The 20,455-nt window shown below is 51.8% G+C and carries 37 protein-coding genes and 2 tRNA genes; 13 read left to right on the forward strand and 26 right to left on the reverse strand.

Features of this window, described 5'->3' with window-relative positions; translation table 11 throughout:
* Positions 1-59: 59 nt before the first annotated feature.
* From AC23NW_RS34345 to AC23NW_RS34380, 8 genes are all read right to left on the reverse strand, one after another.
* Positions 60-221: a hypothetical protein gene (locus AC23NW_RS34345; RefSeq protein WP_487455139.1), complete on the reverse strand. Its 162-nt coding sequence runs from the start codon at positions 219-221 to the stop codon at positions 60-62.
* Between the two features lie 2 nt (positions 222-223).
* Positions 224-916 carry a hypothetical protein gene (locus tag AC23NW_RS34350; RefSeq protein WP_487455140.1) on the reverse strand — a complete coding sequence of 231 codons (693 nt, stop codon included), beginning with the start codon at positions 914-916 and terminating at the stop codon, positions 224-226.
* A 70-nt stretch (positions 917-986) separates the two neighbouring features.
* The gene (locus tag AC23NW_RS34355; RefSeq protein WP_487455141.1) at positions 987-1,661 is read right to left on the reverse strand and encodes a hypothetical protein; all 675 of its coding nucleotides are present in this window, start codon (positions 1,659-1,661) and stop codon (positions 987-989) included.
* A gap of 94 nt (positions 1,662-1,755) precedes the next feature.
* Complete coding sequence (locus tag AC23NW_RS34360) at positions 1,756-1,980, reverse strand: hypothetical protein (RefSeq protein WP_487455142.1); 225 nt, start codon at positions 1,978-1,980, stop codon at positions 1,756-1,758.
* Between the two features lie 36 nt (positions 1,981-2,016).
* Complete coding sequence (locus AC23NW_RS34365; protein WP_487455143.1) at positions 2,017-2,250, reverse strand: hypothetical protein; 234 nt, start codon at positions 2,248-2,250, stop codon at positions 2,017-2,019.
* Positions 2,251-2,395: 145 nt separating this feature from the next.
* Positions 2,396-2,650 carry a hypothetical protein gene (locus tag AC23NW_RS34370; protein WP_487455144.1) on the reverse strand — a complete coding sequence of 85 codons (255 nt, stop codon included), beginning with the start codon at positions 2,648-2,650 and terminating at the stop codon, positions 2,396-2,398.
* A 104-nt stretch (positions 2,651-2,754) separates the two neighbouring features.
* A complete protein-coding gene (locus AC23NW_RS34375) occupies positions 2,755-3,159 on the reverse strand; it encodes a hypothetical protein (protein ID WP_487455145.1) in 405 nt (134 codons plus the stop codon).
* Positions 3,160-3,281: 122 nt separating this feature from the next.
* Entirely contained in the window at positions 3,282-3,503 is a 222-nt protein-coding gene (locus AC23NW_RS34380) for a hypothetical protein (RefSeq protein ID WP_487455146.1), read from the reverse strand.
* A 148-nt stretch (positions 3,504-3,651) separates the two neighbouring features.
* Here AC23NW_RS34380 and AC23NW_RS34385 point away from each other — a divergent pair, with 148 nt between their 5' ends.
* The 10 genes from AC23NW_RS34385 to AC23NW_RS34430 all read left to right on the forward strand — a co-directional run bounded on the left by AC23NW_RS34385 (position 3,652) and on the right by AC23NW_RS34430 (position 6,940).
* Complete coding sequence (locus AC23NW_RS34385) at positions 3,652-4,041, forward strand: helix-turn-helix domain-containing protein (protein WP_487455147.1); 390 nt, start codon at positions 3,652-3,654, stop codon at positions 4,039-4,041.
* Between the two features lie 6 nt (positions 4,042-4,047).
* Positions 4,048-4,620 (forward strand): hypothetical protein, encoded by a 573-nt coding sequence (locus AC23NW_RS34390; protein ID WP_487455148.1) that lies wholly within the window; start codon positions 4,048-4,050, stop codon positions 4,618-4,620.
* A 26-nt stretch (positions 4,621-4,646) separates the two neighbouring features.
* Positions 4,647-4,844, forward strand: coding sequence for a hypothetical protein (locus AC23NW_RS34395; RefSeq protein ID WP_487455149.1), 198 nt, complete (start codon positions 4,647-4,649; stop codon positions 4,842-4,844).
* Positions 4,841-5,296 carry a hypothetical protein gene (locus AC23NW_RS34400; protein ID WP_487455150.1) on the forward strand — a complete coding sequence of 152 codons (456 nt, stop codon included), beginning with the start codon at positions 4,841-4,843 and terminating at the stop codon, positions 5,294-5,296. Before AC23NW_RS34395 ends, AC23NW_RS34400 begins: the two co-directional genes overlap by 4 nt.
* An 11-nt stretch (positions 5,297-5,307) precedes the next feature.
* Positions 5,308-5,541, forward strand: coding sequence for a hypothetical protein (locus AC23NW_RS34405; protein WP_487455151.1), 234 nt, complete (start codon positions 5,308-5,310; stop codon positions 5,539-5,541).
* Positions 5,525-5,731, forward strand: coding sequence for a hypothetical protein (locus AC23NW_RS34410; RefSeq protein WP_487455152.1), 207 nt, complete (start codon positions 5,525-5,527; stop codon positions 5,729-5,731). Before AC23NW_RS34405 ends, AC23NW_RS34410 begins: the two co-directional genes overlap by 17 nt.
* Before the next feature lie 326 nt (positions 5,732-6,057).
* The gene (locus AC23NW_RS34415; protein WP_487455153.1) at positions 6,058-6,321 is read left to right on the forward strand and encodes a hypothetical protein; all 264 of its coding nucleotides are present in this window, start codon (positions 6,058-6,060) and stop codon (positions 6,319-6,321) included.
* Between the two features lie 52 nt (positions 6,322-6,373).
* Positions 6,374-6,538 (forward strand): DUF4031 domain-containing protein, encoded by a 165-nt coding sequence (locus tag AC23NW_RS34420; protein ID WP_487455175.1) that lies wholly within the window; start codon positions 6,374-6,376, stop codon positions 6,536-6,538.
* Between the two features lie 13 nt (positions 6,539-6,551).
* Positions 6,552-6,734 carry a hypothetical protein gene (locus AC23NW_RS34425; protein ID WP_487455154.1) on the forward strand — a complete coding sequence of 61 codons (183 nt, stop codon included), beginning with the start codon at positions 6,552-6,554 and terminating at the stop codon, positions 6,732-6,734.
* Between the two features lie 2 nt (positions 6,735-6,736).
* Complete coding sequence (locus AC23NW_RS34430) at positions 6,737-6,940, forward strand: hypothetical protein (RefSeq protein ID WP_487455155.1); 204 nt, start codon at positions 6,737-6,739, stop codon at positions 6,938-6,940.
* Positions 6,941-6,967: 27 nt separating this feature from the next.
* Here the strand turns inward: AC23NW_RS34430 and AC23NW_RS34435 are convergent, their stop codons facing one another.
* Genes AC23NW_RS34435 through AC23NW_RS34445 form a run of 3 tightly spaced genes read right to left on the reverse strand, consistent with a single transcriptional unit; the run spans position 6,968 to position 8,294 of the window.
* Positions 6,968-7,201, reverse strand: coding sequence for a hypothetical protein (locus AC23NW_RS34435; protein ID WP_487455156.1), 234 nt, complete (start codon positions 7,199-7,201; stop codon positions 6,968-6,970).
* Between the two features lie 19 nt (positions 7,202-7,220).
* Positions 7,221-7,832 carry a hypothetical protein gene (locus tag AC23NW_RS34440; RefSeq protein WP_487455157.1) on the reverse strand — a complete coding sequence of 204 codons (612 nt, stop codon included), beginning with the start codon at positions 7,830-7,832 and terminating at the stop codon, positions 7,221-7,223.
* A gap of 48 nt (positions 7,833-7,880) precedes the next feature.
* Positions 7,881-8,294 (reverse strand): hypothetical protein, encoded by a 414-nt coding sequence (locus tag AC23NW_RS34445; protein ID WP_487455158.1) that lies wholly within the window; start codon positions 8,292-8,294, stop codon positions 7,881-7,883.
* A 406-nt stretch (positions 8,295-8,700) separates the two neighbouring features.
* Between AC23NW_RS34445 and AC23NW_RS34450 the strand changes: the two genes are divergently transcribed.
* Together AC23NW_RS34450 and AC23NW_RS34455 are read left to right on the forward strand one after the other, a co-directional pair.
* Positions 8,701-8,771 (forward strand) — tRNA-Trp (locus AC23NW_RS34450).
* Between the two features lie 12 nt (positions 8,772-8,783).
* A tRNA-Glu gene (locus AC23NW_RS34455) sits at positions 8,784-8,873 on the forward strand.
* A gap of 460 nt (positions 8,874-9,333) precedes the next feature.
* Here the strand turns inward: AC23NW_RS34455 and AC23NW_RS34460 are convergent.
* The 15 genes from AC23NW_RS34460 to AC23NW_RS34530 form a co-directional block, all read right to left on the reverse strand.
* A complete protein-coding gene (locus AC23NW_RS34460; RefSeq protein ID WP_487455159.1) occupies positions 9,334-9,528 on the reverse strand; it encodes a hypothetical protein in 195 nt (64 codons plus the stop codon).
* A gap of 71 nt (positions 9,529-9,599) precedes the next feature.
* Complete coding sequence (iscB, locus tag AC23NW_RS34465; RefSeq protein ID WP_487455160.1) at positions 9,600-10,904, reverse strand: RNA-guided endonuclease IscB; 1,305 nt, start codon at positions 10,902-10,904, stop codon at positions 9,600-9,602.
* Positions 10,905-11,125: 221 nt separating this feature from the next.
* Positions 11,126-11,812, reverse strand: coding sequence for a beta barrel domain-containing protein (locus tag AC23NW_RS34470; protein ID WP_487455161.1), 687 nt, complete (start codon positions 11,810-11,812; stop codon positions 11,126-11,128).
* Positions 11,813-11,828: 16 nt separating this feature from the next.
* Positions 11,829-12,356: a hypothetical protein gene (locus tag AC23NW_RS34475; RefSeq protein ID WP_487455162.1), complete on the reverse strand. Its 528-nt coding sequence runs from the start codon at positions 12,354-12,356 to the stop codon at positions 11,829-11,831.
* 28 nt (positions 12,357-12,384) lie between these two features.
* Positions 12,385-12,726 carry a hypothetical protein gene (locus AC23NW_RS34480; protein WP_487455163.1) on the reverse strand — a complete coding sequence of 114 codons (342 nt, stop codon included), beginning with the start codon at positions 12,724-12,726 and terminating at the stop codon, positions 12,385-12,387.
* 51 nt (positions 12,727-12,777) lie between these two features.
* Entirely contained in the window at positions 12,778-13,242 is a 465-nt protein-coding gene (locus AC23NW_RS34485) for a hypothetical protein (RefSeq protein ID WP_487455164.1), read from the reverse strand.
* A 378-nt stretch (positions 13,243-13,620) separates the two neighbouring features.
* Positions 13,621-14,052 (reverse strand): hypothetical protein, encoded by a 432-nt coding sequence (locus tag AC23NW_RS34490; RefSeq protein WP_487455165.1) that lies wholly within the window; start codon positions 14,050-14,052, stop codon positions 13,621-13,623.
* Positions 14,053-14,057: 5 nt separating this feature from the next.
* The gene (locus tag AC23NW_RS34495) at positions 14,058-14,516 is read right to left on the reverse strand and encodes a hypothetical protein (RefSeq protein ID WP_487455166.1); all 459 of its coding nucleotides are present in this window, start codon (positions 14,514-14,516) and stop codon (positions 14,058-14,060) included.
* A 66-nt stretch (positions 14,517-14,582) separates the two neighbouring features.
* Positions 14,583-15,077, reverse strand: a complete 495-nt coding sequence (locus AC23NW_RS34500; protein WP_487455167.1) for a hypothetical protein — start codon at positions 15,075-15,077, stop codon at positions 14,583-14,585.
* Positions 15,078-15,090: 13 nt separating this feature from the next.
* Positions 15,091-15,414 (reverse strand): hypothetical protein, encoded by a 324-nt coding sequence (locus AC23NW_RS34505; RefSeq protein WP_487455168.1) that lies wholly within the window; start codon positions 15,412-15,414, stop codon positions 15,091-15,093.
* A gap of 122 nt (positions 15,415-15,536) precedes the next feature.
* Entirely contained in the window at positions 15,537-16,400 is an 864-nt protein-coding gene (locus tag AC23NW_RS34510) for a hypothetical protein (protein ID WP_487455169.1), read from the reverse strand.
* Between the two features lie 301 nt (positions 16,401-16,701).
* On the reverse strand, positions 16,702-17,226 hold the full coding sequence (locus tag AC23NW_RS34515) for a hypothetical protein (RefSeq protein WP_487455170.1): 525 nt from the start codon (positions 17,224-17,226) through the stop codon (positions 16,702-16,704).
* Positions 17,227-17,325: 99 nt separating this feature from the next.
* Complete coding sequence (locus AC23NW_RS34520) at positions 17,326-17,556, reverse strand: hypothetical protein (RefSeq protein ID WP_487455171.1); 231 nt, start codon at positions 17,554-17,556, stop codon at positions 17,326-17,328.
* A gap of 124 nt (positions 17,557-17,680) precedes the next feature.
* Positions 17,681-17,956 (reverse strand): hypothetical protein, encoded by a 276-nt coding sequence (locus AC23NW_RS34525; protein WP_487455172.1) that lies wholly within the window; start codon positions 17,954-17,956, stop codon positions 17,681-17,683.
* A gap of 198 nt (positions 17,957-18,154) precedes the next feature.
* The gene (locus tag AC23NW_RS34530; protein ID WP_487455173.1) at positions 18,155-18,892 is read right to left on the reverse strand and encodes a hypothetical protein; all 738 of its coding nucleotides are present in this window, start codon (positions 18,890-18,892) and stop codon (positions 18,155-18,157) included.
* 52 nt (positions 18,893-18,944) lie between these two features.
* Between AC23NW_RS34530 and AC23NW_RS34535 the strand changes: the two genes are divergently transcribed.
* Complete coding sequence (locus tag AC23NW_RS34535) at positions 18,945-20,225, forward strand: RNA-guided endonuclease InsQ/TnpB family protein (RefSeq protein ID WP_487455174.1); 1,281 nt, start codon at positions 18,945-18,947, stop codon at positions 20,223-20,225.
* Positions 20,226-20,455 lie beyond the last annotated feature (230 nt).

A 20,455-nucleotide genomic window follows, 5' to 3' on the forward strand; every position in this document is an offset into this window, starting at 1 on the left:
AAAAAGTACAGTTATTGACTCGGATTTCCCAAGCTTGAATTAGCCCAAAAGCTGTCCAACTAATTGGGAACACCATAATCCTCACGGCCTCCAAAGACATGCAGGGCCGGATCTTCGACCAGAAGACAGGGTTGAGGGCAGGCTTGAAACAGTTGCTCAAAGAGCGTTCGGGTATCATCCCGAAGGGTCAGAAATAGCGCCTGTAGACGGTTGGCCGACATAGTTAGATGGAGGAATAGAGTTTAAAAAAACTTCTCAGGAACTCCCGGCAGGCCCGGGGATTATCCCGCAGGCTGGCTTCGTGTTCAGCCAGCAGGCAAAAGGAAAGCACAGGCTGGCCGGTCGGGTTACGCTTGTCCTGAATCAGCATCGGATTGCCGTAGGGTTTTGCGTGACCCTCGGCATCGGGAACGATAAAGACATGGCTTAACCATTCCTCGGGGGTGGCGTACTCTGACAATCGTTTGGTCGCAAACGGCAGCGGCTGTTCGAGGGCTGGCTGAGGGCCAAAGTAGGGGTTAAGCGACGACTCCCCGGCCTGTGGTTCGCGGTAATAGGCATCCCCCCGACCATAGCAATAGGGGTAGAGCATCGCCAGATAATTCTGGCAGGGGATCACCTGTTGATTACCCAGACGAAACACCTCCATGTCTCCGGCTCCGGCGGCTTTGGCGATCTGGTAAAAATCGGCGTGGTTCCAGATCGGGCGGTAGTCAGTCGCGTCGGGTCGTTCGGCCCGTTGAAACTCGGGGCAATCCGCCAGACCAAAGGCCCGTGTTATTTCACTCAGACTCATGGCCGACTCTTTGGGCGTCAATGGCCGAACCGGAATAAACCGTTTACCCTGATAGATGAATGATTGGGCGGTCGGCGCTTCAACAGTGTCGGCAGTAGGTTGATCGGAAATTGGCATCATGACAGGATGAGGATTTAGGGTCTGCCCCATTGGTCAGCCTGGGCCGGCCAACGTGGGCAGATGGTTTCTGTTAAAGTTTATAACGGGCCGCGTCGGGCCGGGCCACGTCGGGCCGGGCTTGTTTATCGGCTTTACCGGGTAACAGACCCGGCAAAGACCGTTGTATATCGCCTAATTGTCCCCCCAGAATCGCCACCGCTTCGTCTGAACTAAAGTCTGGTTGAGTTACGACCAACTGCGCCACAAATGCCTTATAGGATGCTTCCAGCGGGGTACGGCTGGCCGGGTAGAGGGATTGTAAGGACTGTATGCTCTGACAAGTCGAATTAAAATAGGTAGCCAGTCGGCCTAACCTGTTGAGGTCATTGACATGGGTATCGACAATGTACGGGTTGCGCTTGTTACGGCCATCGGCGGTGAATTTGTCCTGAATGCGTTTGTATTCGATCCGGAGCATATTATTCACGATGAGGTCATTTTTCTCCAGCCGGTCAAGCTGGTAGACACAAGCCTGATTTGCGGTTTTGACCTGCTGTTTCAGGCTCTTGTTTTTTTGCGCCTTCCGGTTTAACGCCTGATACCCCAGATTGATACCATACTGGGCCGCATTGGTGAGAATGTCAGCCGGTCGGCTACCGGTATTGATGCCCCCTAACGGCGTGGGAATGTTGATATTCTGGGCGGCTGAAGAGCCAGCGATCAGTACTGTTAGGGTAGCGATGAGGGAGAAAAATAGTGCTTTCATGGTTTTGTTTTTACGGCTTTTCGTGCCTTTTATCTGTATTAAAGATACGACGATGCAGGGGAATAGGCAAGACGGGCCAGCCCAACCTGTCCCTTTATTGACCCAGTTGATTCCGTTCGGGTACGGACTTTTGATGGGCGGGTGATTGTTTGTTCCTGGCCTTCCAGAAGGCTTCTGCCAGACTGCGGATCTGTCGGGCGACGATGGTGGCCTGCTCTCGCTCGGAATCCGTATGACACACTTCCTGTTCCAGGTGCGAAGCCGCTTCCTCGTACATCGTCATCCGATCTTCGATCTGTTCGTTAGTTAATCGTTTCATCTCCCCTTGGTTCTAATTTGAAGTACGCAAAACGAGCTATTCGGATGGTGTCTCGTTGCTGCTGACGGTCAACAACTGTTCTTCGACCTGATAATAACCTTTGGGGAAAATGACCCCATAAGTATACGCATTGATCAGGCTGTTAAACCGGCGGGGTCGGTTAACCCTGCCTAATGGACGAATCATGCCATCCAGAGTGCCTTGATAGGTTACCTCTGTCCCGACGACAATTTCCTCTGCTTTCGTGAGTTGAGTGGACGAATTGGCCATGCAATTTAATTGAGAAATGACGGTTTCTCACTGATAGCAATTCGCCAAAAGCATAAATATATAAATGCATTAAATATATATTTGACGTATTGCTATCAGTGGTTTTTTTGGTAGCGGGACCGCATCCAAACGGATTAACTATCCGCTACTGAACGGTGTACACTGGTTGAAGATGTTGGTTAAGGGCTTCCAGGGCCTGCGTCAGACTGGCGTATCCTTTTCCTTTGAACAGGAAAGGACGGGATTTGCTGGTGCCAACGAGTGTACCAAACCGGTTATACTCGATGGATGAAACTATACCAGGGATGGTATACGTAGCTGCACTGACTTTGCCGAATGCTTTCGCGCTGACGTTCTTTACAAGTTCGTCCAGGGTATATTGGATAGGGTTCTCACGCATGTTCGTTAGGGGACTGATAGCTGCTTCGTTTTTCGATTGCCTGACGAGTTCGGTACTCGCTACCCAAGGTGTTGAGGCCGTTGCCGGCTTGTTTTCTGAAAAAATCAGGAGTTATAGCGGGTTGCCGCCCGATGGGCAGTGCAGATGTCAGCCCAGTTATTTTTAAGGGTCAGGGCGGCACGGATCGCTGTTTTAGCTTCCTCGGGTAGTTCCTGGCTGTAGATACCCGACACCTGATAATCAGACAGGGTTGGTTTGCGGCCAAAATGGTTAAGGAACGCGTTTTCGACGGTCTGCTGGTAGAGGTTATCGGCTTGCTGGCTGGCCTGCTGGCATTCGGTTAGTTTTTGCCCATGCCAGGCTCCGCTCTGTCCGGGAAACAGGGCTTTCATCAACCGGCGCAAGGCCGAATCGTCCAATCCACTATGAAAAATGGTTGTCGCGCCTTTTCGGCGGGGTAAACGCATCGAGGTTTGGTAGATGGGAGCGATGGCAAGATCAACCGTCATAAAAAGGTGCCAGATAACGCTCTGACGGGCTGTTTATATTGGTTTAAAGATACAGCGAATAGCGGGGTTAAACAAGGCTGTCGGCCCCGTATCACCCCTTTTATGACCCTATTGGTTCGCTTTTATTCCCGCTCGTATACGTGACTGTTCCAGAGTTCTTCAGCCGCCCACAGCGGCATCTGGCGTGTCATGGCAATGTGGACAATCGTTTCGACGGCTATGAACGAGTCGTAGCGTTCATAGAGAGTCTGGATTTGTTCGTGCAGAAAGGTACTCTCCCCGGCAATATGCATCAGAACCTCCAGTGTGGGTGCCGTGCTGATCTCGCTATTGTCGTTTTTCATACCTCAAATAATGCAATCTGTACCCAGAATACAATAGCCAATGTTCCCTTTATCGACCGGCACAAACGTAAAATTCACCAAATAAAACGACTGTTTTATTTGGTGAATTGAAACCATTTTTGTATTTTTAAATAGTGAACAACGCGTTATGGATCAACTATTTAACGACCTGTCTGCCAATGGGTTGCATCGACTGAGCGCCATTAAGCGGATCGAAGAAGGGGAGCGGGTCCGGGCCGTTGCGGACGCATTCGGAGTCCACCACGTCACGATTCTCAACTGGTTGCGCCTGTATGAACAGGGAGATATACCGGGCCTGAATGCCCCCTTCAGGCCACGTCCGGTGCATCGGCTCGACGTGGCAGCATTGGAAGCAACGATGTCGAGCGTGTCAGAACGGTATCGTTCCCGCTGGCAGCGGCTGTTACGGCTGGCCCGGGGCGAACGCCTGAACGAAATTGCAGCCTCCTCGGGGGTGTCCGTTCAGGCCATCATGAAAGATCGCCGGTTGTACAACGCCGGTAAATTAAAACGCTAACGAGCAATGATCATCGAGACGACCCAGACGAGCGACAACGAACTTATCGTCAATGCGCTCAAGGCGTACATCAACCGGCATTCACCCGACGAGCAGAATACACCCTATCTGCTGGTGAATGGCGGAAAGTCCTACACGTTATCAGAGCTGTTGACTCAGATCGAGGGGCGGACAGCGGTAGGGCTTGAAATGGCCCAAAGTATCGTGGCCTTGACCGTTGATCTGTTGGCTCGGGGCCGGGAGAAACTGGAGTTGCCGGCCACCGGCATTCCAGCCACTGAAATGCCCCGTTCGACGGATAGCGGCCCGGTGAAGGCGATAGCCCACTTACTGGCCTCCGCAATCCCGGTGCAGTGGGACCGGTTCACCAAAACAGAAGACGGCTTTTACATTGTGTATGGCTGGATTCCCAGGGGGGACGGGGACCGGGACTTTCTCATGTTCGAAATGTGGGCTACCCGCCCTATGTCAGAGGTGTTTTATACCACCTCTTCAGCGAAGTACTCCCGTCAGATCATGACGTTACTGTATGGGGATGAATTCGAACACAATGATTGCCGCAAATTTGAAGAGCTTTGAGCGGAGTCAGTCTAACGGAGCGCCACTTGCGAAAGGTCCGATACCTGATTCTGATCGACGCAACAGAAATCAAATGCCGGACCCGGAAACTCGCCGAAGAGCTGGCCATGTTGGTCGGCGGTCAGGTAATCGAGAGGCATCAGTACCGGCTCTGGCGACCAGGGCAGGGATTTGTAACAGAAGAAACGAGTGATGTTATCTATACACCAGGCAGACTGCAATGAGCGAAATAACTACTTCAGAGGCATCTTCAGCCGCCACTCAGCCGATGCCCCCCAGCCTTTTTGATTTTGTGGGGCCATCGCACTGCTACAGTGATCCGTCGAACCGGGTTGTTGAAATGGCCCGGATCAAGGACCAACTGAAACAGCGGAAAATCACCAATGTTCAGCTCGCCTATAAAATCCGGAAGTCGGCAGGCTGGGTAGGGCTGGTGCTGCTGGGCAATTACCCCTTCGCGGGGTCCTGCTGTATGCCCAAGAACATTGCCTTGGCGCTGGAAGGCTACGGCATTGCGTTGCCTGAATGCTTTCGCTGGCCCAACGCAACCCAAACGCCCCCGTCTGCGGCACAGTTGTCGTATATTGCCCGGCTATGTGAAAAAGCGGGGATAGCGGTACTTGTTCCCCAATCAAAAGCGGAGGCCTCTGACCTGATTCAAACCCTCACCTCCTAAATCAACTGACCGTGAGTAAACATGCTGAAGTAGAAAAAGGGTATGCCATCCGGGGCCAGATCATTGCGCTGGTTGCTGCGTGGATGCAACAGTCGTTGCCACCTCATTTCGTCACCACGACGCTGCTGTCGCTGGATGATACCCTGACGGATGAAGAAGTACTGAACTGTCTGGTGAACACGCCCGGCATCAAACCTTCGTTTTTTGAACCAACACTATTCCCACCTGATGGCAGCGAATACTAACGATGGATCGGCTTGGATACGGTTAGCGGATCAGACGCCCGTGAATGAGCAATATGTGATTGTCCGAAAAAGGCATCCACAGGATATAGACCGGCTGGCGCAGTATTATCAGGATCTGGGGTTCTGCCGTCGCCCCGGGGGATTTTTTGTGCAGGGCATCACCGAATGGAAACCGTATAATCCCGAATAGAATGGCTCTGACTTCCGACGATTGCGATATTCGACCGGCGAGGACATGGGATAGTGAGCGCTGTCATATTCTCTTTCTGCGGGGCGAGTTTGTGGATGCCACGGGCTGTCTCAAACGCGCAGGACATGCCGGTGCGCATTGCTGCCGCACCCCGGACGGAACGCTGATGGAGTGGGAGTACGATTTGAATTGCGACTGCGGCTGCTGGGCCGACGGCGACGATGGCGGCTGTATCGTATACGAACGAATAACAAACCCCAATAACCATATCACGCTTTGAAGGCCGTATTTAACGAACTAACGGCCTATCGGGCCATGTGGTTGCCATGAATGAACTGAGTTTAATCGAAAAAAGGCCGATCATTCGGTCCGAACTGCACTCAAAAGCGGCTCTTGATGCTGCTCTGCTGAGTGATGACGTTGTTCCGGATCGCACCGACAGCCTGCTGGTGCAGTATCCGTTTCTGGCCTCCCGACTTCCTTCAGAAGCGGACCGGCTGGCGTATGATAACGCCCCCTACTATGAAAATGCGCGTTGGTTAATTCTGACAATGGCGGAACTGATTACTCAGCATGATATACCTCTGTGATCGAAAACGGCACCTGATTTGTATTCCCTACAGTGTCGATAATCTGCACCGGATGGCCGACGAGCTGGGCATTAATCGGTGTTGGTTTCACCCGACCAATGGACTGGCACACTACGATATGCCCAAAAGTCGGATTGCGGAGATCACGGCCAAATGCCAGGTCGTTTCCTCCCGGGATATTGTCCAGATCATAAAAGCGGCCAGTCAACCGGATTGAAACAGTTGCCTGCATGACAAGTAAAGAAGCCAGCACCCTCAAAAAAGACCAGCTCCTGGTCGATACAGACGGCCAGACCTATCGGTACATTGGCCAGACGGATCATGTCCGTCCCAAAATCATCTGCACGGATGGCCGGTTCACCTTCAGGCTGAGCCGTACCAGCCTGAGCATCGTGCATCAACCGACCACCTGAGTATGAAGGGCCCCAAAAAACAGCACGGAACGCTCTACCGGCTCACCTGCCAGACCTGCGGCAAGGTCGTTGGCGCGGTCATTCCCCGGGGTGGGGATGGAACGGCCTATCGGAGCCGCAGGCATCGCAACAACGCTGGTGAGCCTTGTGCGGATACGACCGTGTACGAAGGAGATATTGCACTGATTGAGACGTTCCGGCAATGAACCGGAAACCGCAGCCACGCAGACCATTTATTGCTCGTTGGCCATGAATCCATGCGCCCAGGTTTGTCGATAAGCGCCACAGGGGCAAACCCAGCCTTCGGGCGTGGCGATGAGCAGGCCTTCGCTTTTGCGTAGCCTGCGTTCACACTGGTCGGCGGGACCATCGCTGCAACAGGTGAAGGGGTGGAAGCGGCCTGCCTGCTGAAAGGCATTCAGGCGCTCGACCTGCTCGGGAGTGAAAGGCGCGTTGATGGGTGTCATGGGTAGCAGCGTGGGGCGTTCAAGATGCTTTTCCTCGATTAAATTGCTGGTAAGCCAGAAGAACAACGCCTGGCTGGTTTTTAATGGCGAACAGGTGAATGTCTTTTTTATAGAGGGTATCGACGAACCGTATAAAAATTTCGGTTGCCCCTTTGCCCTGGGCGATCACTTTTAAATTGAACGTCCGGATATTGAGTGTTTCGGCAATCTGGGGCATGGTAAACGACCGGGTACTTTTGCGGCCTTTGGGATGGGGGATGATGTCGGTGGGCGAGGTCTCCCCGTCCCTTGAAATCGTATCCAGATACAAATAGATCGTATAGGACACGATCATCTGCCAGTAATAGGCTCTCCATTCCTCGTCAGCCTCCATCCGGTCGATATAGACGGCTAAGGTCTGGGGCGTTAAATGCGTATTCCGCTCGTTGAGCAACTGAATCGTTTCCACGATGTCCCTGGGTAGCAGGACCGACTTATAGGTTCCTTTCTGAAGCCAGGGGAGATTCCCTGGCCGTCCCCGGCCCCGTTTTTTATTCGTCCCCTGTTGCTGGGACGTTTCGGATAACGCATCGTTTTTTTTGAAAAATCGGATCGTAACCGGCGGTTTCGATGAAGTACGAGGCTGTTTCATGATTGTTACGTTTTGGTACATATTACGGTGCGATCAGGAGTCCAGCCGTCAGGCAGGAATGTTGGCGGACTCCCGGATCGTGAGAATCATTCCGGTTTGGTTTTCGTAGACAAAAGGCCGGATTAAAAAGGAATATTTTATGGAAGAAAGGGAAAGTCCGCCCCTCTTCAGAATGGATGCCAGATCGACCGACAGACCGCGACTCATGGCTTCAACCGTAAATCCATCTTCGGGTCCACCACCCGGAAACAGGTATAGTTGCCGCTGGTGCCGTTTGCTCTCATTGACACCCACCCGGACGGCCTGATTTTCCAGGGCAAAGGGAAGATCGGCCAGAATAGAATGAGGAAAAATAAGTTTCCCACCTTTGGAAATATACCCGATACACTCTTTTTTCGCTGGCACTTCAGGCTTATTATCCGCACGGGTAAAAAAACGCAGTTGAACCGATTTTCTGGACATAAAACGTATTGTATTGACTACAACAAAAGTACTTTTTCTACTGAATAAACCGATTGTTTTGAGTTCGCCGTAAACTAAGGAATTTGTGGAACGGACTGAGCTATTTACCCACTCAAATACGGTTTTGGATTCGTGATCCGCACAACAGAGCAGAACTGCAAAAAAAAATTTCGAAAATAGTTGGCAACAAAATTGGAGAAATCATTCAAAGTAAATTACCTTTGTAGCATGAAAACGAACAGAAATACCTGCACGACGTACAACCGCCTGGTTCTGCCAGTAGCGGGATTTGTTGTTGTTGGTGCTGAAGAGCAGGAGTGGCAATCGCTACCCCTCGGATAACAGCACGTTTTTCTATCAGTGTTTTGCCTGTTATCCGCCCGTAAAGCGGATTTTTTGTTTTTATACGTCCTTCTTCTAACGGTAAGAAACTGGTCTCCAACACCAGCAATGAGGGTTCGACCCCTTCAGGACGTGCAACAGTATTTTGGCGCGTTGGACAAGTGGTTTAATCGGACCGCCGATGCGGTCGTCTGCCTTTCACGCAGAAGACCACCGGTTCGAATCCGGTACGCGTCACACATACCCCTGTAGTTGAGTTGGTTACAACATCTGAATTTGGCTCAGAAGGTCGCACGTTCGAGTCGTGCCAGGGACGGTCCGCCGCTGCGGTACATTTGTCGTTGATTTACAGTATGCAGACCAGTGCGATTATCTGAACGAAAGTCCGGAATAAACGCATTTACTATTGCCTTGATCTATTGAAAAATCAGGGCCAAAACACAGGGTATTTTACGGCGGAAATTCCCCATTCTCTTTGATAGAAAATGGGGAATATTACTGCGGTTTTTCATTGAGAAATACCGTATATAGTTATTGTTTTTTCGATCAAAAGTTTTTGCGGAAACCTCTAATTTCTGAGGTTTATTTTCCCCTTGATTTTCATTTTTTCTTGGCTGTAATTAAAAAAGCATTCGTAATCCAACTGCGTTGAATGGCGAATGCTTTTGGTGAATGAATAATGAGAATTACCGGCGAATTATTCGTCGCCAAACTCCTGTTTCCAGAAATCGGTCCCCGGAATCGGCGTGTTGTACTTCCCCGCCAGTTCTAACAAAAGTCTTCGGTCTATAGGCGCTCCTGCCTCGGTGAACGCCTGAAGGTGTTCACCAAATCCCTGATAATCGGGTTCCTGGGTTTGTACCCCGGAAACGGGTGATACGTTTGTTGCCATTTTAAACGATTGTTGAAAGGTCTTGACAGAGAAATCAGGCCACGAAACAATAGGCGAGGGGGCTACCGTCTTCAGGCGGCAGGTGAATCGCCATTTTGATAGGCATATCCGTCATTTCGGTGTAAGATCGTCAATGTCCTGGGGTGAACATCAAAGCGTAGGGTTTTCCCCGTTGAGCAATCCGTCGTTAACCGAAAGCTGGCCCGTTGGCGAATGGCGATCCTTCCCGTGTAGTTCCCTTCGTACTTTCCGGTCCGAATCGTGGCCTGGACAATATCGCCGGTCTGGAAGCCCAGAAACGATTTGTTCCGGCTTCGGTGGCGAATAGGGAAACCGTATCTATCCGTACCGCACATCTGGCGTGATCCGTGACCAGTAGCCGTAATCAGTAAGGGCTTCAGACATTCGAAAAGAAAGACCTTCTCTCCCGACTCGCCCACACAGGCAGCATCTATCCAGTGGGCTTTAGGGTAGGCCTGCTGAGTCCGATTGTACTTAGTCCGGCCTCCGCTTCCCGTCTCGATGGGTAAGCCTAGGGTGGCTAATTCGTCCACAATCCGATACCGGGTGGCGTTGACGGCGGCTGCATCGGCTAAGGGCCGAGCGGCTTTAGCCACAAGCTGGGGATGGCCAAACTCAGCGGCTGTGCGACTTCCTTTCTTCTGGTTGCAGGGCTGACAGGCCAGCGTCAGATTCGTGATACTGTCGGAACCTCCCCGACTACTGGGGTGCATGTGTTCGATCTGCAAGGGCACATCCTTTTTGCCACAGTAGGCACACTGGCGGTTCCATTTCTCCAACAGGTACTCCCGCACCTCGTAGCCCTGTAATGTTCCCTGCTGGTACGCGACCCCTTCAATCTCAGGGTTCCGTAGCTGCTGGGTATCGAAGCGTACCCGCTCGACCGACAGGCCCGAAACGGGTGCCCATCGGGTCAGCCGCTTGGTCCATGTCTGCACATTATGAACCCGGCTGAGGACCGAAGGGGAGAGCCAGCCAGTGATTCGTTTCCGATTGAGAAAACGGGGTTTGCGGTAGCGCGTCTTGCGGTTGCGTCGGTTCCGTCGCAAGGCTCGTCGGCTCTCCAGACTTGCGCGAATGGCCTTCCCCCGGTGGGTCAGCTCAGCGGCCCATAACACGCGGTTTCCTCGCTTGCCGGTCAAAACAACGGCCATGCCAGTGGTCTGACTGCCCGGGTCGATTTTGAGGGCCAATGGCTGCGTACCGTCCGTAGTGGGCTGTCGCAGGATGATGGTGAAGGGGAAGCGCCGAAACACAGCCGCTTTGCCCTCGCGCATGAGTTCTCTGGCTCTGGCCGGGTGGCAGGGCATCAACGGGGTTTTGTCGGTAGCTAATACAAAGACTCGGTTCTGCATAGATCAATTACTTAACGGTTCTCCCCCTGAGGGGGTAAAGTGTGCCTCGACAAGGTTATAGCGGCTTGTTCGGACAACGACACTGGCTTTTCCCAATGACCTGTTTAATCGTTGTCGATAGCTGGCGGATTATCCGGCGGAGGGCTGGCAACGCACCCTCCGGTATCGTGACCGCTATAACGTAGCCCTGATAAGGGCTGAGTCTGGTCAACAAGGCTCTTTCACAAGCCTACCCCATTTAGGGGGTGGGTGCTGACGATCCGTAGCTGTTCCAGGCTTAGTTTTTGGTAGCCATTCTCGTAATAGACGATTTTCCGGATCGTCTCTTCGAGTCGGGTGCGCTCAATGAGGTCAAGGATTTCCTCACCTGTGCGGTAAAGCTGCTCACGGGCGTTGGAGTAGGCCGAATCAAAACACAGATCACTCAGCCGGTAACGGCCCCTGCTTTGGCCAACCAGGGTAAAATAGGTCCGGCCTACGGTGTTGACCACCACTTCTTCAAAACGCTGTTCTTTAGCCCCGTTTCGACGGTACAGGACGGTGCCTGGCTGAATGACTCCCGCGTCGGGTTTGGAATCCGAAGCGCTTACGGGTGCGACAGGGGTGGCCATCGAGTGAATGTAATCAAGATACTGCTCGTAGGGCATCCCATGCTGATCATAGATATAGTCGTGAACGAGTTTGCATTCCTCCGGCAGGGCGACCGCCAGCGTTACTTTCCGGGAGTAGCCATGCGTGAATTTCCCGCCCGTATCATAAGCCAGGGTGACGCCGGTATTGGCATCCTCTATCGTTAGTTCCCAGCCGTCGCCCCCCTGTACCCGATTCGCCAGGCAGGCTACAATCAGCATTTGGCGGGTGGGATGGGCGGCTGCGTTCGGCAGCTCGATAACAGGTTGATCGACCATAAAAACAGGGATTGGGTTAAACTTCGTCAAAAATCGTCAGGGGCTGTAAGCTCCTTAGAAAGGGAGACTCCTTCAGGAGTCGTTGTGCCTGTTGGACGGCACTTTTGCTATCCACAGCATCAATGAGCAAATCTATCTCCGCGATGGGTCGCTGTGCGACTGACCGAACCTGCGTCGTTCGGAGCCTGGTACTCCGGTAAACGAGGGATGCCGCAATCGCGATGCCTTCCCTACGGGTTTTTCGATTGAAACGCCAGCGGATTTCGCATTGATACAGGCGTTCGGGCTGAGGGGGTGGCGGGGGTGGGGTAAGCCGGTCGATGAGGTCTTCAGGCGTGGCAATGCCCCCCTGAATCAGTACCGGTGTCTCGCATTCGACAACACGTTCCAGGACCAGCGTCAGCCCTGCCGAAGCGCGGTATGTTTCATTCCAGGGCATAGTAAAAACGAGGCCCGGCAACCCTTCGAGTCCCGAACAGGGCACCGCCATAATACCGGCCTCCTTCTGCAATATGTCCGCGATTTGCTGGAGCCGTCTTTCCACTTGATTAAAGATTGATTGACTTACTTCCTTAAAACTCAATGGTTGAATAGTTTAAGGGATATACGCGCTCTTCATTCTTTAATACATTTTCCTGGCGTTTTGGCCCGGTTGGGTAGATACCTAAGAAATCAGGTTGACCCGCCTTTTTATCTCGTTTCAACCGGCTATACTGAACAACCTTCCCTTTTTTGTACGCGTCATAGGTAACCACAACGCCGGTATGATTCGAAGTCCAGCATTCAATATCTATACAGCCATTGGGCTGCATTTCCTTAATGACTACTTGCGCTGTCCGTCGGATAGGCAGTATTGTAAAGGGGCCTTTGCTCGTGTAAACCAACATGGTCGTATTGATTCGTTTTTGAAACATGGCCCCGGTAACCTAAACCGTGCCGGAGCCATGTTCTGGTTAGGGCAATGATTAATACACCTTGCGGCCTTTGAAGCGTTCCGCAATGCGTCGTTTCTTACGTTCAATCGTTACCTCGTCGGCATACGAATAGTTATTACGTATCTGCAAATACGAATTGCTTAAACCCGACCAGCAGACAATGACCGCAATGACAGCGGCAACAAAACCGGCTCCGATTCCGCCGATGATCCCCACACAAACAAAGGTGAGCGCAAAGGCAAGAATATTGACAATCCACGTCAAGAGCGTCTGAACGCCCCGGTTTGGCGTATTCAAAATGCCTATTAACAGCCCGGTCATGACCGGCGCTATAAGGAAAAACCAGCCCCATTTAATGTGTAGATAGTACATCAGGGGAATAATGATCAGAAGGCTCAGGAAAATAGACACAAAGGTTAAAAAACCTGGTGCCCGCATCCGGTAGTAATTCGGATCGTCATACGATGCGCCTGAAGGTCGGTTATAGTAAGCCATTGGTTTAGTGCTTTTCGTTTTGCTTGTATCAAAGATAATAGAAATCTCGCCCTACAGCAACAGTTATTCACTGACTATCAACCTTTTATCTCCCAATTGGATTCTATTTAAGAGTCGGCCAGGCATGGCCGACTCTATTTTCGTTTAACAGTCCCGGCAGTGCGAACACTGACGGTTGTACCGTTCTCGCTCAAATTGAATGGGCGGGTAGTGGCCGTTATCGGTTTCTTCAAACTCCCGTCCGCAACTACAACAACTAATAATGATTCCGTTTCGCCCGTTATGCGGCAGGGCCTTAATCGGTTCGTCGGATTCAACGGGGAAATACTTCACTGATGGCATATAAACAATCTATTTGGGGTACTAAAAATCAATTGCTTAGGCGCTGACAAGCTGGCTCCGGCGAACGTCGGATGCTATCTTTTTGGCCGGGCCACGTTTGGCCGGGCCACGCTTGGCCCGGCACCGGTTCAGCATCTCGTCCAGTTCAGCCAGTACGCCCGGCAGGTAGGGGGAACTCGACAGGATCAGCACCCGCGCCGTTTGACGGGGACCCTCCTGTGTATCTTCCAGTAGACAAAGCTCTACGACTTTACCACCCTGAATGAGGGTATTCACTTTCTGGGGGTCTTCTCCGGTTAGAACCATTGACAATTGCTGCAAGCCCGTAAAATGGGCCGTTGCGGTTCCCAGATCGCCGAAGGACTCTTGACCAATCGGCTGGGCATATATGGTTTGTGGGGCCTGTGTACGGCCTGTCAGACCGATCATACTGGTTTGAACACGAAAGGTTGATTGGTTGCGGTTCATGGGCTTTATGCGGTTGGGGTTAAGGGTTTGAGACAATAAGGTTTGACTAATTGGGTGAAGGTGCGTTGGGCGAAATCAATAGCCTCCTGACGGGTTACTTCGCGGATGACTCCCGACTCGCCGACGGCAAAGCGGTGGTTATGGCCGGGCATGGTCAGCGCTGTGCCAACACTGGTGAGGAAGAGCTGCCAGGCCCCGTCGCTGGTCAGGCTCCTCAGCTCCGCCCTGCCGACTTTAGTCAACAGGGTCTCATTGAGCCGGATCAGGTCCGTGCCATGAGTGCTACAGCCAAACACGAACGGCCCCACGTAGCCCGTCAACGTTTGTTTGTCGTGCCGGGTCAGATCAGTTTGATACTGCTGAATATAGGGCAGAAACATCGCTTCAAGCTGACTGTAATAGTCTCCCCGCTGCGGAGCGTTCTGCTGTAGCGGTTTGGGATTCGGCGTCGTGAGCGGAAGCATTTGGGGGCCGGATTGACGGAACCGGGGCCGGTCTATACTACGTACTGAATACGATCAGCTAAAAAACTAACAGTAACAAGGCGCTCCGGTGGCCGGCAATCGGCTGGCTCCGGCTTCGATATAAGCCCCGTCCGGGGTGGTATCGTTGCGCCAGTAAATGGCTCCTTCCAGGTGGTGGCTGAATTCCAGTTGTAGCCCCTCATGGCCCCGATAATCCCGTAGCAGATAAACCAGATCATTCAGCAACAGGGCTTTATCGACCGTAGGCCGCAGGTAGATCGTCAACAGCTTGAGCCGTTGTTCGGGATCAGTGCTTTCGATCTGTTTACGGGTAGCGATTTTAAAGCCTACCCCGATGCGAAGCATAAACAGCCCGACCCGTTCCAGTAGCCAGATAGCATCCTCGACGGTGCCACCAATGACGGTAAACTTTTCACCGCTGTAGGTGTACCCCTCCGGCATAAACGGCGAAAAATTCGTGAACGTCCGGTCTACATAGTGCTCCGGTGAAAGCGTCAGGGTCGCTTCGACCTGGGGTAATACGGCTGGCTTAAGATACATGGCAGAAAACAGTTTAAACTAACACCTTGACATACATAAATTTAGGATCAACATACCAGAACGGCTTAGCCGCTTCCACGATACCGTTTTCAATTAAGAAAGCGGGAATACCCTCGTTCTCAGAATAGGTTTTCAGGTAGCAGTGACCCGGCATACAGGGCATATCGGGTAAACACACACTGGCCACGGCGAAGGGTTCGACCAAACCAGACTCCGGATGGACCGTATCCAGAATCAGGGCAATATCATCCGTCTCCCGGTAGGTACTGGTGCGAACCGTAACCGGATAGGTGGTATTTGAAAAAGGAGACGTAAACGGAATTGGGTTCTGGCTCATAGCTGACTCATTTTGTATACTATAAAGATACGCTAAAACATTCCCTGAATCAATCTTAAAAAACTGTCTGTCAACCTTTTATCCCCCTGTTGATTCATTCCGCACCGCCTTGTGCGGCCTCTTCAGACCGCTATCCGGAGCCGTACTAAACGCAGGCCCATTGGGGTAGACTGGATGGGAAACGGTTCAGGGAATGAGGAGAAGGCGTGGGTACACTGGGCCATCGCAAACGGCCCTTCGGGTACGCCCTGGATGATCAGGGCTTCGGGTTGGGAAGCCCACCGTAACATCCGGAAATTGGATGGGCTGTGATCCTCAGCATCAAGGGCATCGACGGTCGGCAAGTGCTGATGATCGCCCCGGTAATACCCTTCGAGACGGAGAAGCGTTGTCAGCACCCGCGCCCGACAGGCATTACCGACCAGCCACCGCCATAACAGCACCAATGCGGTTGCGCTCTCGGTATAGTTGCGGACGACACCAGCCCCGAAAGCGGTACGCAAGACCGATGGAGCCTGCTCGGCAGCACACCGAACGGCATAGTCAAGGTCTTTGGCCTGATAGTCGCCTTTGGTCGATGCGAACTGACCGTTGTACCGCGCAAACAGACTACCCAGACAGATAGCCTCCAGTACGGGGGTCGGCTGGCCGGACGCAGAAACGTCCGGGGGCTGAAAGTAATGGACTATGGTTTTATGCGAACAGTCGGGCATTTGATCGGCTGGGCCTTCATAGAGCCATTCGCCCGACTCATCCAGAAGAATACAGGTGTTGTCCGGATAGAGCATCCGGAAAACCGGCTCGACGGGGGGTGCTGTCAGCGTCAGCGGGGGCAGGGCCACCGGCCTGACCGGAGCGACAGAAACCACCGGAACGCTTGGCTTTACCGGCAGGTCGTCAAAGAGCATGGGTGACAATGGCCCCTCCGCTACCCGGCGTTCCGCTTTCGGGGCTGGTGCCGTGGGCATATCAAATAAGGAGAGCATAACCCCGGAAGCCTCTGAACGGTCCTTGGATGGGTTTTTTGTGGTTGCTGTCCGGCTGTTTCTCTTCGGGGAAGCCATGTATGGAATGCCGGTTTGACGCGCCCGGTGGCATTGTTTTTACTCCTTAAATATACAAAAAAGAGGGCAGGATTACCACCTGTTTAGTTCCCCAAGCCGACCTTTAAACACCCTGTTGGTTGTGAACGGATGGGGGTATTAAAGCGTCATTCGATTTTACATTTTTCCCCTTGATTCTTCCATATTGCCCACCGAAACGCGATGGCGTTCGGTGGCATGGGGATTAATTAACGGAAAGCAGGGCCTCGGCGGTAAAGATGCTTTTGTCGATACTGGGGTTATTGAGGACAATTTTCTCAATCAACGCTTCTGCTTCATCGTAATGCTCCATCAACTGAATATCATCATACCGGAACCCGGTAATGTAAGCCGCTTCGTCAATCATGACCCGCAGGGCCTGAAGCTGTAGGTTTTCGGCTACCAGCAGAGGGCAGCAACCTTCTTCGAGGTCTTTGCCGAAGGAATACGCTTTTTTGGCTTCCTCGATTTCGGCAAAAAACAACTCGGCATCCGTGTCGTGCATCAGATAGGCATGTTTGGGATTGAGTACACAATCCTGAGCGGGGTCGCCGGTCTGGGCGATGCCCAAAGCCATCAGTTTGCCCTCCTTGTATGGGAATTGATGCTTTTTCAGGATGTCGATCTGATAGCCCTCGACAATGGGCCGGATAGATTCGGTATATGCTTTGGCCATCAAATGGGCTTTAACAGCACTTAGCAGGACAGGGGAGATTACAGGTGGTTTCATCCGATTAAGCCAGTTTTAGAGGTGGTTGTACCGTCCACGTCATACGGGGGCGGACAGTCTGTTTGAGAGTTGGGATGGTTACGATTAACATTCTGAGGGTTAGGTAAACATGAAAAAAAGACCTTCTTCATTACTGTAGACCATCGGCATTCGACCCTTAGCGTACTCCATGAGCTTGGCGAGTTCATGGCTCAAAAAATTGTTACCAGCCCCCCGTACTACAATCAGGGAATCATCGGGGTTGTTGTTGGGGCTTTTCAGGGTAACCGTGCTTGTGTTCAGTTCCGCCTGAATGTTTTCGGCCAGTTTTTTCGCTTCTTCGGTTGGCATCTTCGTGCTGGTTTGTTACTTAAAAATACGAAGGATGGAGGGGCTATAAAAGACCGTATTGGGCTTGTCCAACCTTTTATCGCCCAGTTGATTAACCTGTTAAATCACCCCTTGATTGTCGATTTTATAACCTTCGGTCCCGAAACCACTTCATCCTTTCTTTAACAAACTGGAAATCATCCTCGATTTTCTGAAGCCCACGGGTGTACTCCTGTAGCGCTGGCGACTCGGCCAGTCGCTTTTCAAACGCTTCGGTCTCGTTCGGCGACAGTTCGCCGTACACGTAACATTGGGTATTAATCAGTTCCTCTTCGGTTAGTTTGTCCTGCATGGAAACAGTTAGCGAAGCAGTTTGGATCAGTCGGTTAGCCGCATTGAAGGAGATGTTATCAGAATTCATAGAAAGGGCCGGTTTAACGGAGCCGGGACCAGTATGGTTTCATCTATTAATAGCGGAAATCGCAAAACGTTATCAGTTTATGACCACTTTTTTTGCTTTTTTTTTAGACAATAAATCGGCCCCTTGAACTAAAAAAAGCCACCGTCGATGGGGTGGCTTTTTCAGTTAGGCAACTTCGCTTTTATCGGCCCGCCTGATTCAGGCCAGAACTGCAAGGGGGGGCGGGGGGATGGTGAGGGGCGCAATCGCCCTGGGTGGCTCGACGGCACAGACGGTATCGGCAGTCGCATAGAACACAAAAACGCGGCTCTGAATCAGTTGCCGAAAACGCGTAAAGGGATCGTGCCGGAGAACACCGATGCGCTCAAAGAAGGAAAAGAACACGACCCATTTGTGATCCTGAAACCCTCCATAGTTGGAGAACTCGGGATAGATCAGCCGCTTTTGGGTACGAGCAAGCCCATCGGCTACAGTATTGCCTTCATCGGACCAAACCTGCCGAATGGGGGTAAGGCATTCGAAATAGTCGTTGACCTGGTGCCATAGTGCCGGCTCGACCTGTTCAAGAATGGCCTGTTGCGCCGAAGTGTATACGGCATGGTCTATCAGACTGGTGAGCTGGGCCTTCAGCCGCTCCTGCTGAAGCATCCCCGATGTCTCTACCGTCGCTATTGCTTCCGCCCAGGATGAGACAATATGCAGGGTGGGCATGGGCCGGTGCAGCAAGGAGGCATACAGCCATTCGATGCCGCTTTGGAGCGCATCCAGATCGAGGCCGGACGTGGTGAGAACGGTTTGGTTCCATTCGGAAGCCAGTTGAGCAAGGATAGCCGTTTGGTCGGGGGTTTGGATCTGGTTCGTTTTTTCTAAACATTCTTTGAAAAATCTGTACAAAATCCTCAATTTAAAATCAGTTTGTACAGATTTTTCCTTCATGAAAAAGCACTAACAGCTTGGTTATCAGTCATAATTTACCTATTTTAGTACTGTGAAATCGCTGAAAATCCGTCTGGAACTGACCGACAAGCAAATGACGCTGTGTTACAAACACGCTGGCGTAGCGCGTCATGCCTACAATTGGGGGGTGGCAGTCTGTCAACAGGCGTTTGAGAATAAGCAGAAAATACCTTCCGCTATTGACCTGCATAAGCGGCTGGTGGCTGAGGTCAAAACACAGCATAGCTGGTACTACGAGGTCTCCAAATGCGCCCCTCAGCAAGCCCTTCGCAACCTCCAAACCGCCTACCAGAAGTTTCATCGCAAGCAAAAACCGTCGGGCTACAAACGAACTAAAACGATTCGACGGAAAGGCAAATACGTGTCGGTTTTGGAGGGCTTGCCGCAGTTTAAAAAGAAAGGGAGCTATGACGGCTTCTATCTGGAAGGAGCTATTCGTACTAACGGTTGCCGTATCAAACTCCCGCATTTGGGATGGGTCAGAACCAGTGAAGCTATCCCCCCTTGTGACATTAAGAATGTCAGCATTACCCGTACTGCTGACCACTGGTTTGTTTCGTTTAGAGTGCCGCATACTCCCACCAAAACTGAAGACACTGGTACGCCGGAGCGGACTGATTGTGTAGGCGTTGATTTGGGCATCAAAACGCTGGCTACCCTTTCTGATGGCACTATTTTTAAGGCTGTTAAGCCTTACAAGCGTAACAAGCGTAAACTCAAACTGGCCCAACGAAAAGCCAGTAAGAAGTTTCAGAAGGGGGCCAGGGAACAAAGCAACAATTACAAAAAAGTACAAGCGAAAGTAGCGCGTATTCACGCCCGGATCGCCAACATCCGCCTGGATGCCCTCCACAAACTCACCACCTATCTGGCCAAGAACCACGGCCAGATCGTGATCGAAGATTTGAATGTGCGGGGCATGAGTAAGAATCACCGGCTGGCTTCGGCTATTCTGGATGGTGGCTTCTTTGAATTTCGCAGGCAGTTGACCTACAAAGCCGAGTGGTATGGCGCGGAAGTCGTTGTAGCTGATCGTTTCTTTGCCAGTAGCAAGACCTGTTCGGGCTGCGGTGCGAAGAAAGCAGGGCTGAAACTTTCGGAGCGCACTTACCACTGCCAAGAGTGCAATTTGCAGATAGACCGCGATTTGAATGCGGCTATCAATTTGAGTCAATACAGCACCGTGAGTTACACGGGAAGTGCCTGTGGAGCGACAAACAACCAGACGGATTATTCCGAACGGGTCGCTGCGAAGCAGGAAGCTAATAGCAGTCTGAGCCACGAGGTTCAGATTTGTGTAAGTTTAGCGTAACGGTCAGGGTTGAACGCATAATGAGATCAGGGTTTAATCAGGATCGGGACTTTGCCCGATCAAATTCTTTCTGGAAATCGGTTCGATTGTCCGTCTGAACAGTCAGCTCGAAGCCACTGGGGTTGAGTACGTCTACAACGCAGGTTTTATAGGTAGGACTTACGCAAAAGAGTTAAATTGAGTCAAAAAAAGCCATGAAAGTCACGGCCCAACTTTACGGACAGTTTCTG

It is taken from the genome of Arsenicibacter sp. R0_47 (assembly GCF_057652235.1).

Bases quoted from the DNA above. Each gene is read 5' to 3' on its own strand.
- AC23NW_RS34510 (WP_487455169.1), bottom strand. From the start codon at position 16,400: ATGCTCTCCTTATTTGATATGCCCACGGCACCAGCCCCGAAAGCGGAA.
- AC23NW_RS34490 (WP_487455165.1), bottom strand. From the start codon at position 14,052: ATGAACCGCAACCAATCAACCTTTCGTGTTCAAACCAGTATGATCGGT.
- AC23NW_RS34410 (WP_487455152.1), top strand. From the start codon at position 5,525: ATGGCAGCGAATACTAACGATGGATCGGCTTGGATACGGTTAGCGGAT.
- AC23NW_RS34525 (WP_487455172.1), bottom strand. From the start codon at position 17,956: ATGAATTCTGATAACATCTCCTTCAATGCGGCTAACCGACTGATCCAA.
- AC23NW_RS34515 (WP_487455170.1), bottom strand. From the start codon at position 17,226: ATGAAACCACCTGTAATCTCCCCTGTCCTGCTAAGTGCTGTTAAAGCC.
- AC23NW_RS34460 (WP_487455159.1), bottom strand. From the start codon at position 9,528: ATGGCAACAAACGTATCACCCGTTTCCGGGGTACAAACCCAGGAACCC.
- AC23NW_RS34485 (WP_487455164.1), bottom strand. From the start codon at position 13,242: ATGGCTTACTATAACCGACCTTCAGGCGCATCGTATGACGATCCGAAT.
- AC23NW_RS34470 (WP_487455161.1), bottom strand. From the start codon at position 11,812: ATGGTCGATCAACCTGTTATCGAGCTGCCGAACGCAGCCGCCCATCCC.
- AC23NW_RS34435 (WP_487455156.1), bottom strand. From the start codon at position 7,201: ATGACACCCATCAACGCGCCTTTCACTCCCGAGCAGGTCGAGCGCCTG.
- AC23NW_RS34385 (WP_487455147.1), top strand. From the start codon at position 3,652: ATGGATCAACTATTTAACGACCTGTCTGCCAATGGGTTGCATCGACTG.
- AC23NW_RS34400 (WP_487455150.1), top strand. From the start codon at position 4,841: ATGAGCGAAATAACTACTTCAGAGGCATCTTCAGCCGCCACTCAGCCG.
- AC23NW_RS34390 (WP_487455148.1), top strand. From the start codon at position 4,048: ATGATCATCGAGACGACCCAGACGAGCGACAACGAACTTATCGTCAAT.
- AC23NW_RS34415 (WP_487455153.1), top strand. From the start codon at position 6,058: ATGAATGAACTGAGTTTAATCGAAAAAAGGCCGATCATTCGGTCCGAA.
- AC23NW_RS34505 (WP_487455168.1), bottom strand. From the start codon at position 15,414: ATGAGCCAGAACCCAATTCCGTTTACGTCTCCTTTTTCAAATACCACC.
- AC23NW_RS34420 (WP_487455175.1), top strand. From the start codon at position 6,374: ATGGCCGACGAGCTGGGCATTAATCGGTGTTGGTTTCACCCGACCAAT.
- AC23NW_RS34440 (WP_487455157.1), bottom strand. From the start codon at position 7,832: ATGAAACAGCCTCGTACTTCATCGAAACCGCCGGTTACGATCCGATTT.
- AC23NW_RS34375 (WP_487455145.1), bottom strand. From the start codon at position 3,159: ATGACGGTTGATCTTGCCATCGCTCCCATCTACCAAACCTCGATGCGT.
- AC23NW_RS34380 (WP_487455146.1), bottom strand. From the start codon at position 3,503: ATGAAAAACGACAATAGCGAGATCAGCACGGCACCCACACTGGAGGTT.
- AC23NW_RS34530 (WP_487455173.1), bottom strand. From the start codon at position 18,892: ATGAAGGAAAAATCTGTACAAACTGATTTTAAATTGAGGATTTTGTAC.
- AC23NW_RS34355 (WP_487455141.1), bottom strand. From the start codon at position 1,661: ATGAAAGCACTATTTTTCTCCCTCATCGCTACCCTAACAGTACTGATC.
- AC23NW_RS34430 (WP_487455155.1), top strand. From the start codon at position 6,737: ATGAAGGGCCCCAAAAAACAGCACGGAACGCTCTACCGGCTCACCTGC.
- iscB (WP_487455160.1), bottom strand. From the start codon at position 10,904: ATGCAGAACCGAGTCTTTGTATTAGCTACCGACAAAACCCCGTTGATG.
- AC23NW_RS34350 (WP_487455140.1), bottom strand. From the start codon at position 916: ATGATGCCAATTTCCGATCAACCTACTGCCGACACTGTTGAAGCGCCG.
- AC23NW_RS34495 (WP_487455166.1), bottom strand. From the start codon at position 14,516: ATGCTTCCGCTCACGACGCCGAATCCCAAACCGCTACAGCAGAACGCT.
- AC23NW_RS34360 (WP_487455142.1), bottom strand. From the start codon at position 1,980: ATGAAACGATTAACTAACGAACAGATCGAAGATCGGATGACGATGTAC.
- AC23NW_RS34480 (WP_487455163.1), bottom strand. From the start codon at position 12,726: ATGTTTCAAAAACGAATCAATACGACCATGTTGGTTTACACGAGCAAA.
- AC23NW_RS34365 (WP_487455143.1), bottom strand. From the start codon at position 2,250: ATGGCCAATTCGTCCACTCAACTCACGAAAGCAGAGGAAATTGTCGTC.
- AC23NW_RS34370 (WP_487455144.1), bottom strand. From the start codon at position 2,650: ATGCGTGAGAACCCTATCCAATATACCCTGGACGAACTTGTAAAGAAC.
- AC23NW_RS34520 (WP_487455171.1), bottom strand. From the start codon at position 17,556: ATGCCAACCGAAGAAGCGAAAAAACTGGCCGAAAACATTCAGGCGGAA.
- AC23NW_RS34500 (WP_487455167.1), bottom strand. From the start codon at position 15,077: ATGTATCTTAAGCCAGCCGTATTACCCCAGGTCGAAGCGACCCTGACG.
- AC23NW_RS34425 (WP_487455154.1), top strand. From the start codon at position 6,552: ATGACAAGTAAAGAAGCCAGCACCCTCAAAAAAGACCAGCTCCTGGTC.
- AC23NW_RS34445 (WP_487455158.1), bottom strand. From the start codon at position 8,294: ATGTCCAGAAAATCGGTTCAACTGCGTTTTTTTACCCGTGCGGATAAT.
- AC23NW_RS34345 (WP_487455139.1), bottom strand. From the start codon at position 221: ATGTCGGCCAACCGTCTACAGGCGCTATTTCTGACCCTTCGGGATGAT.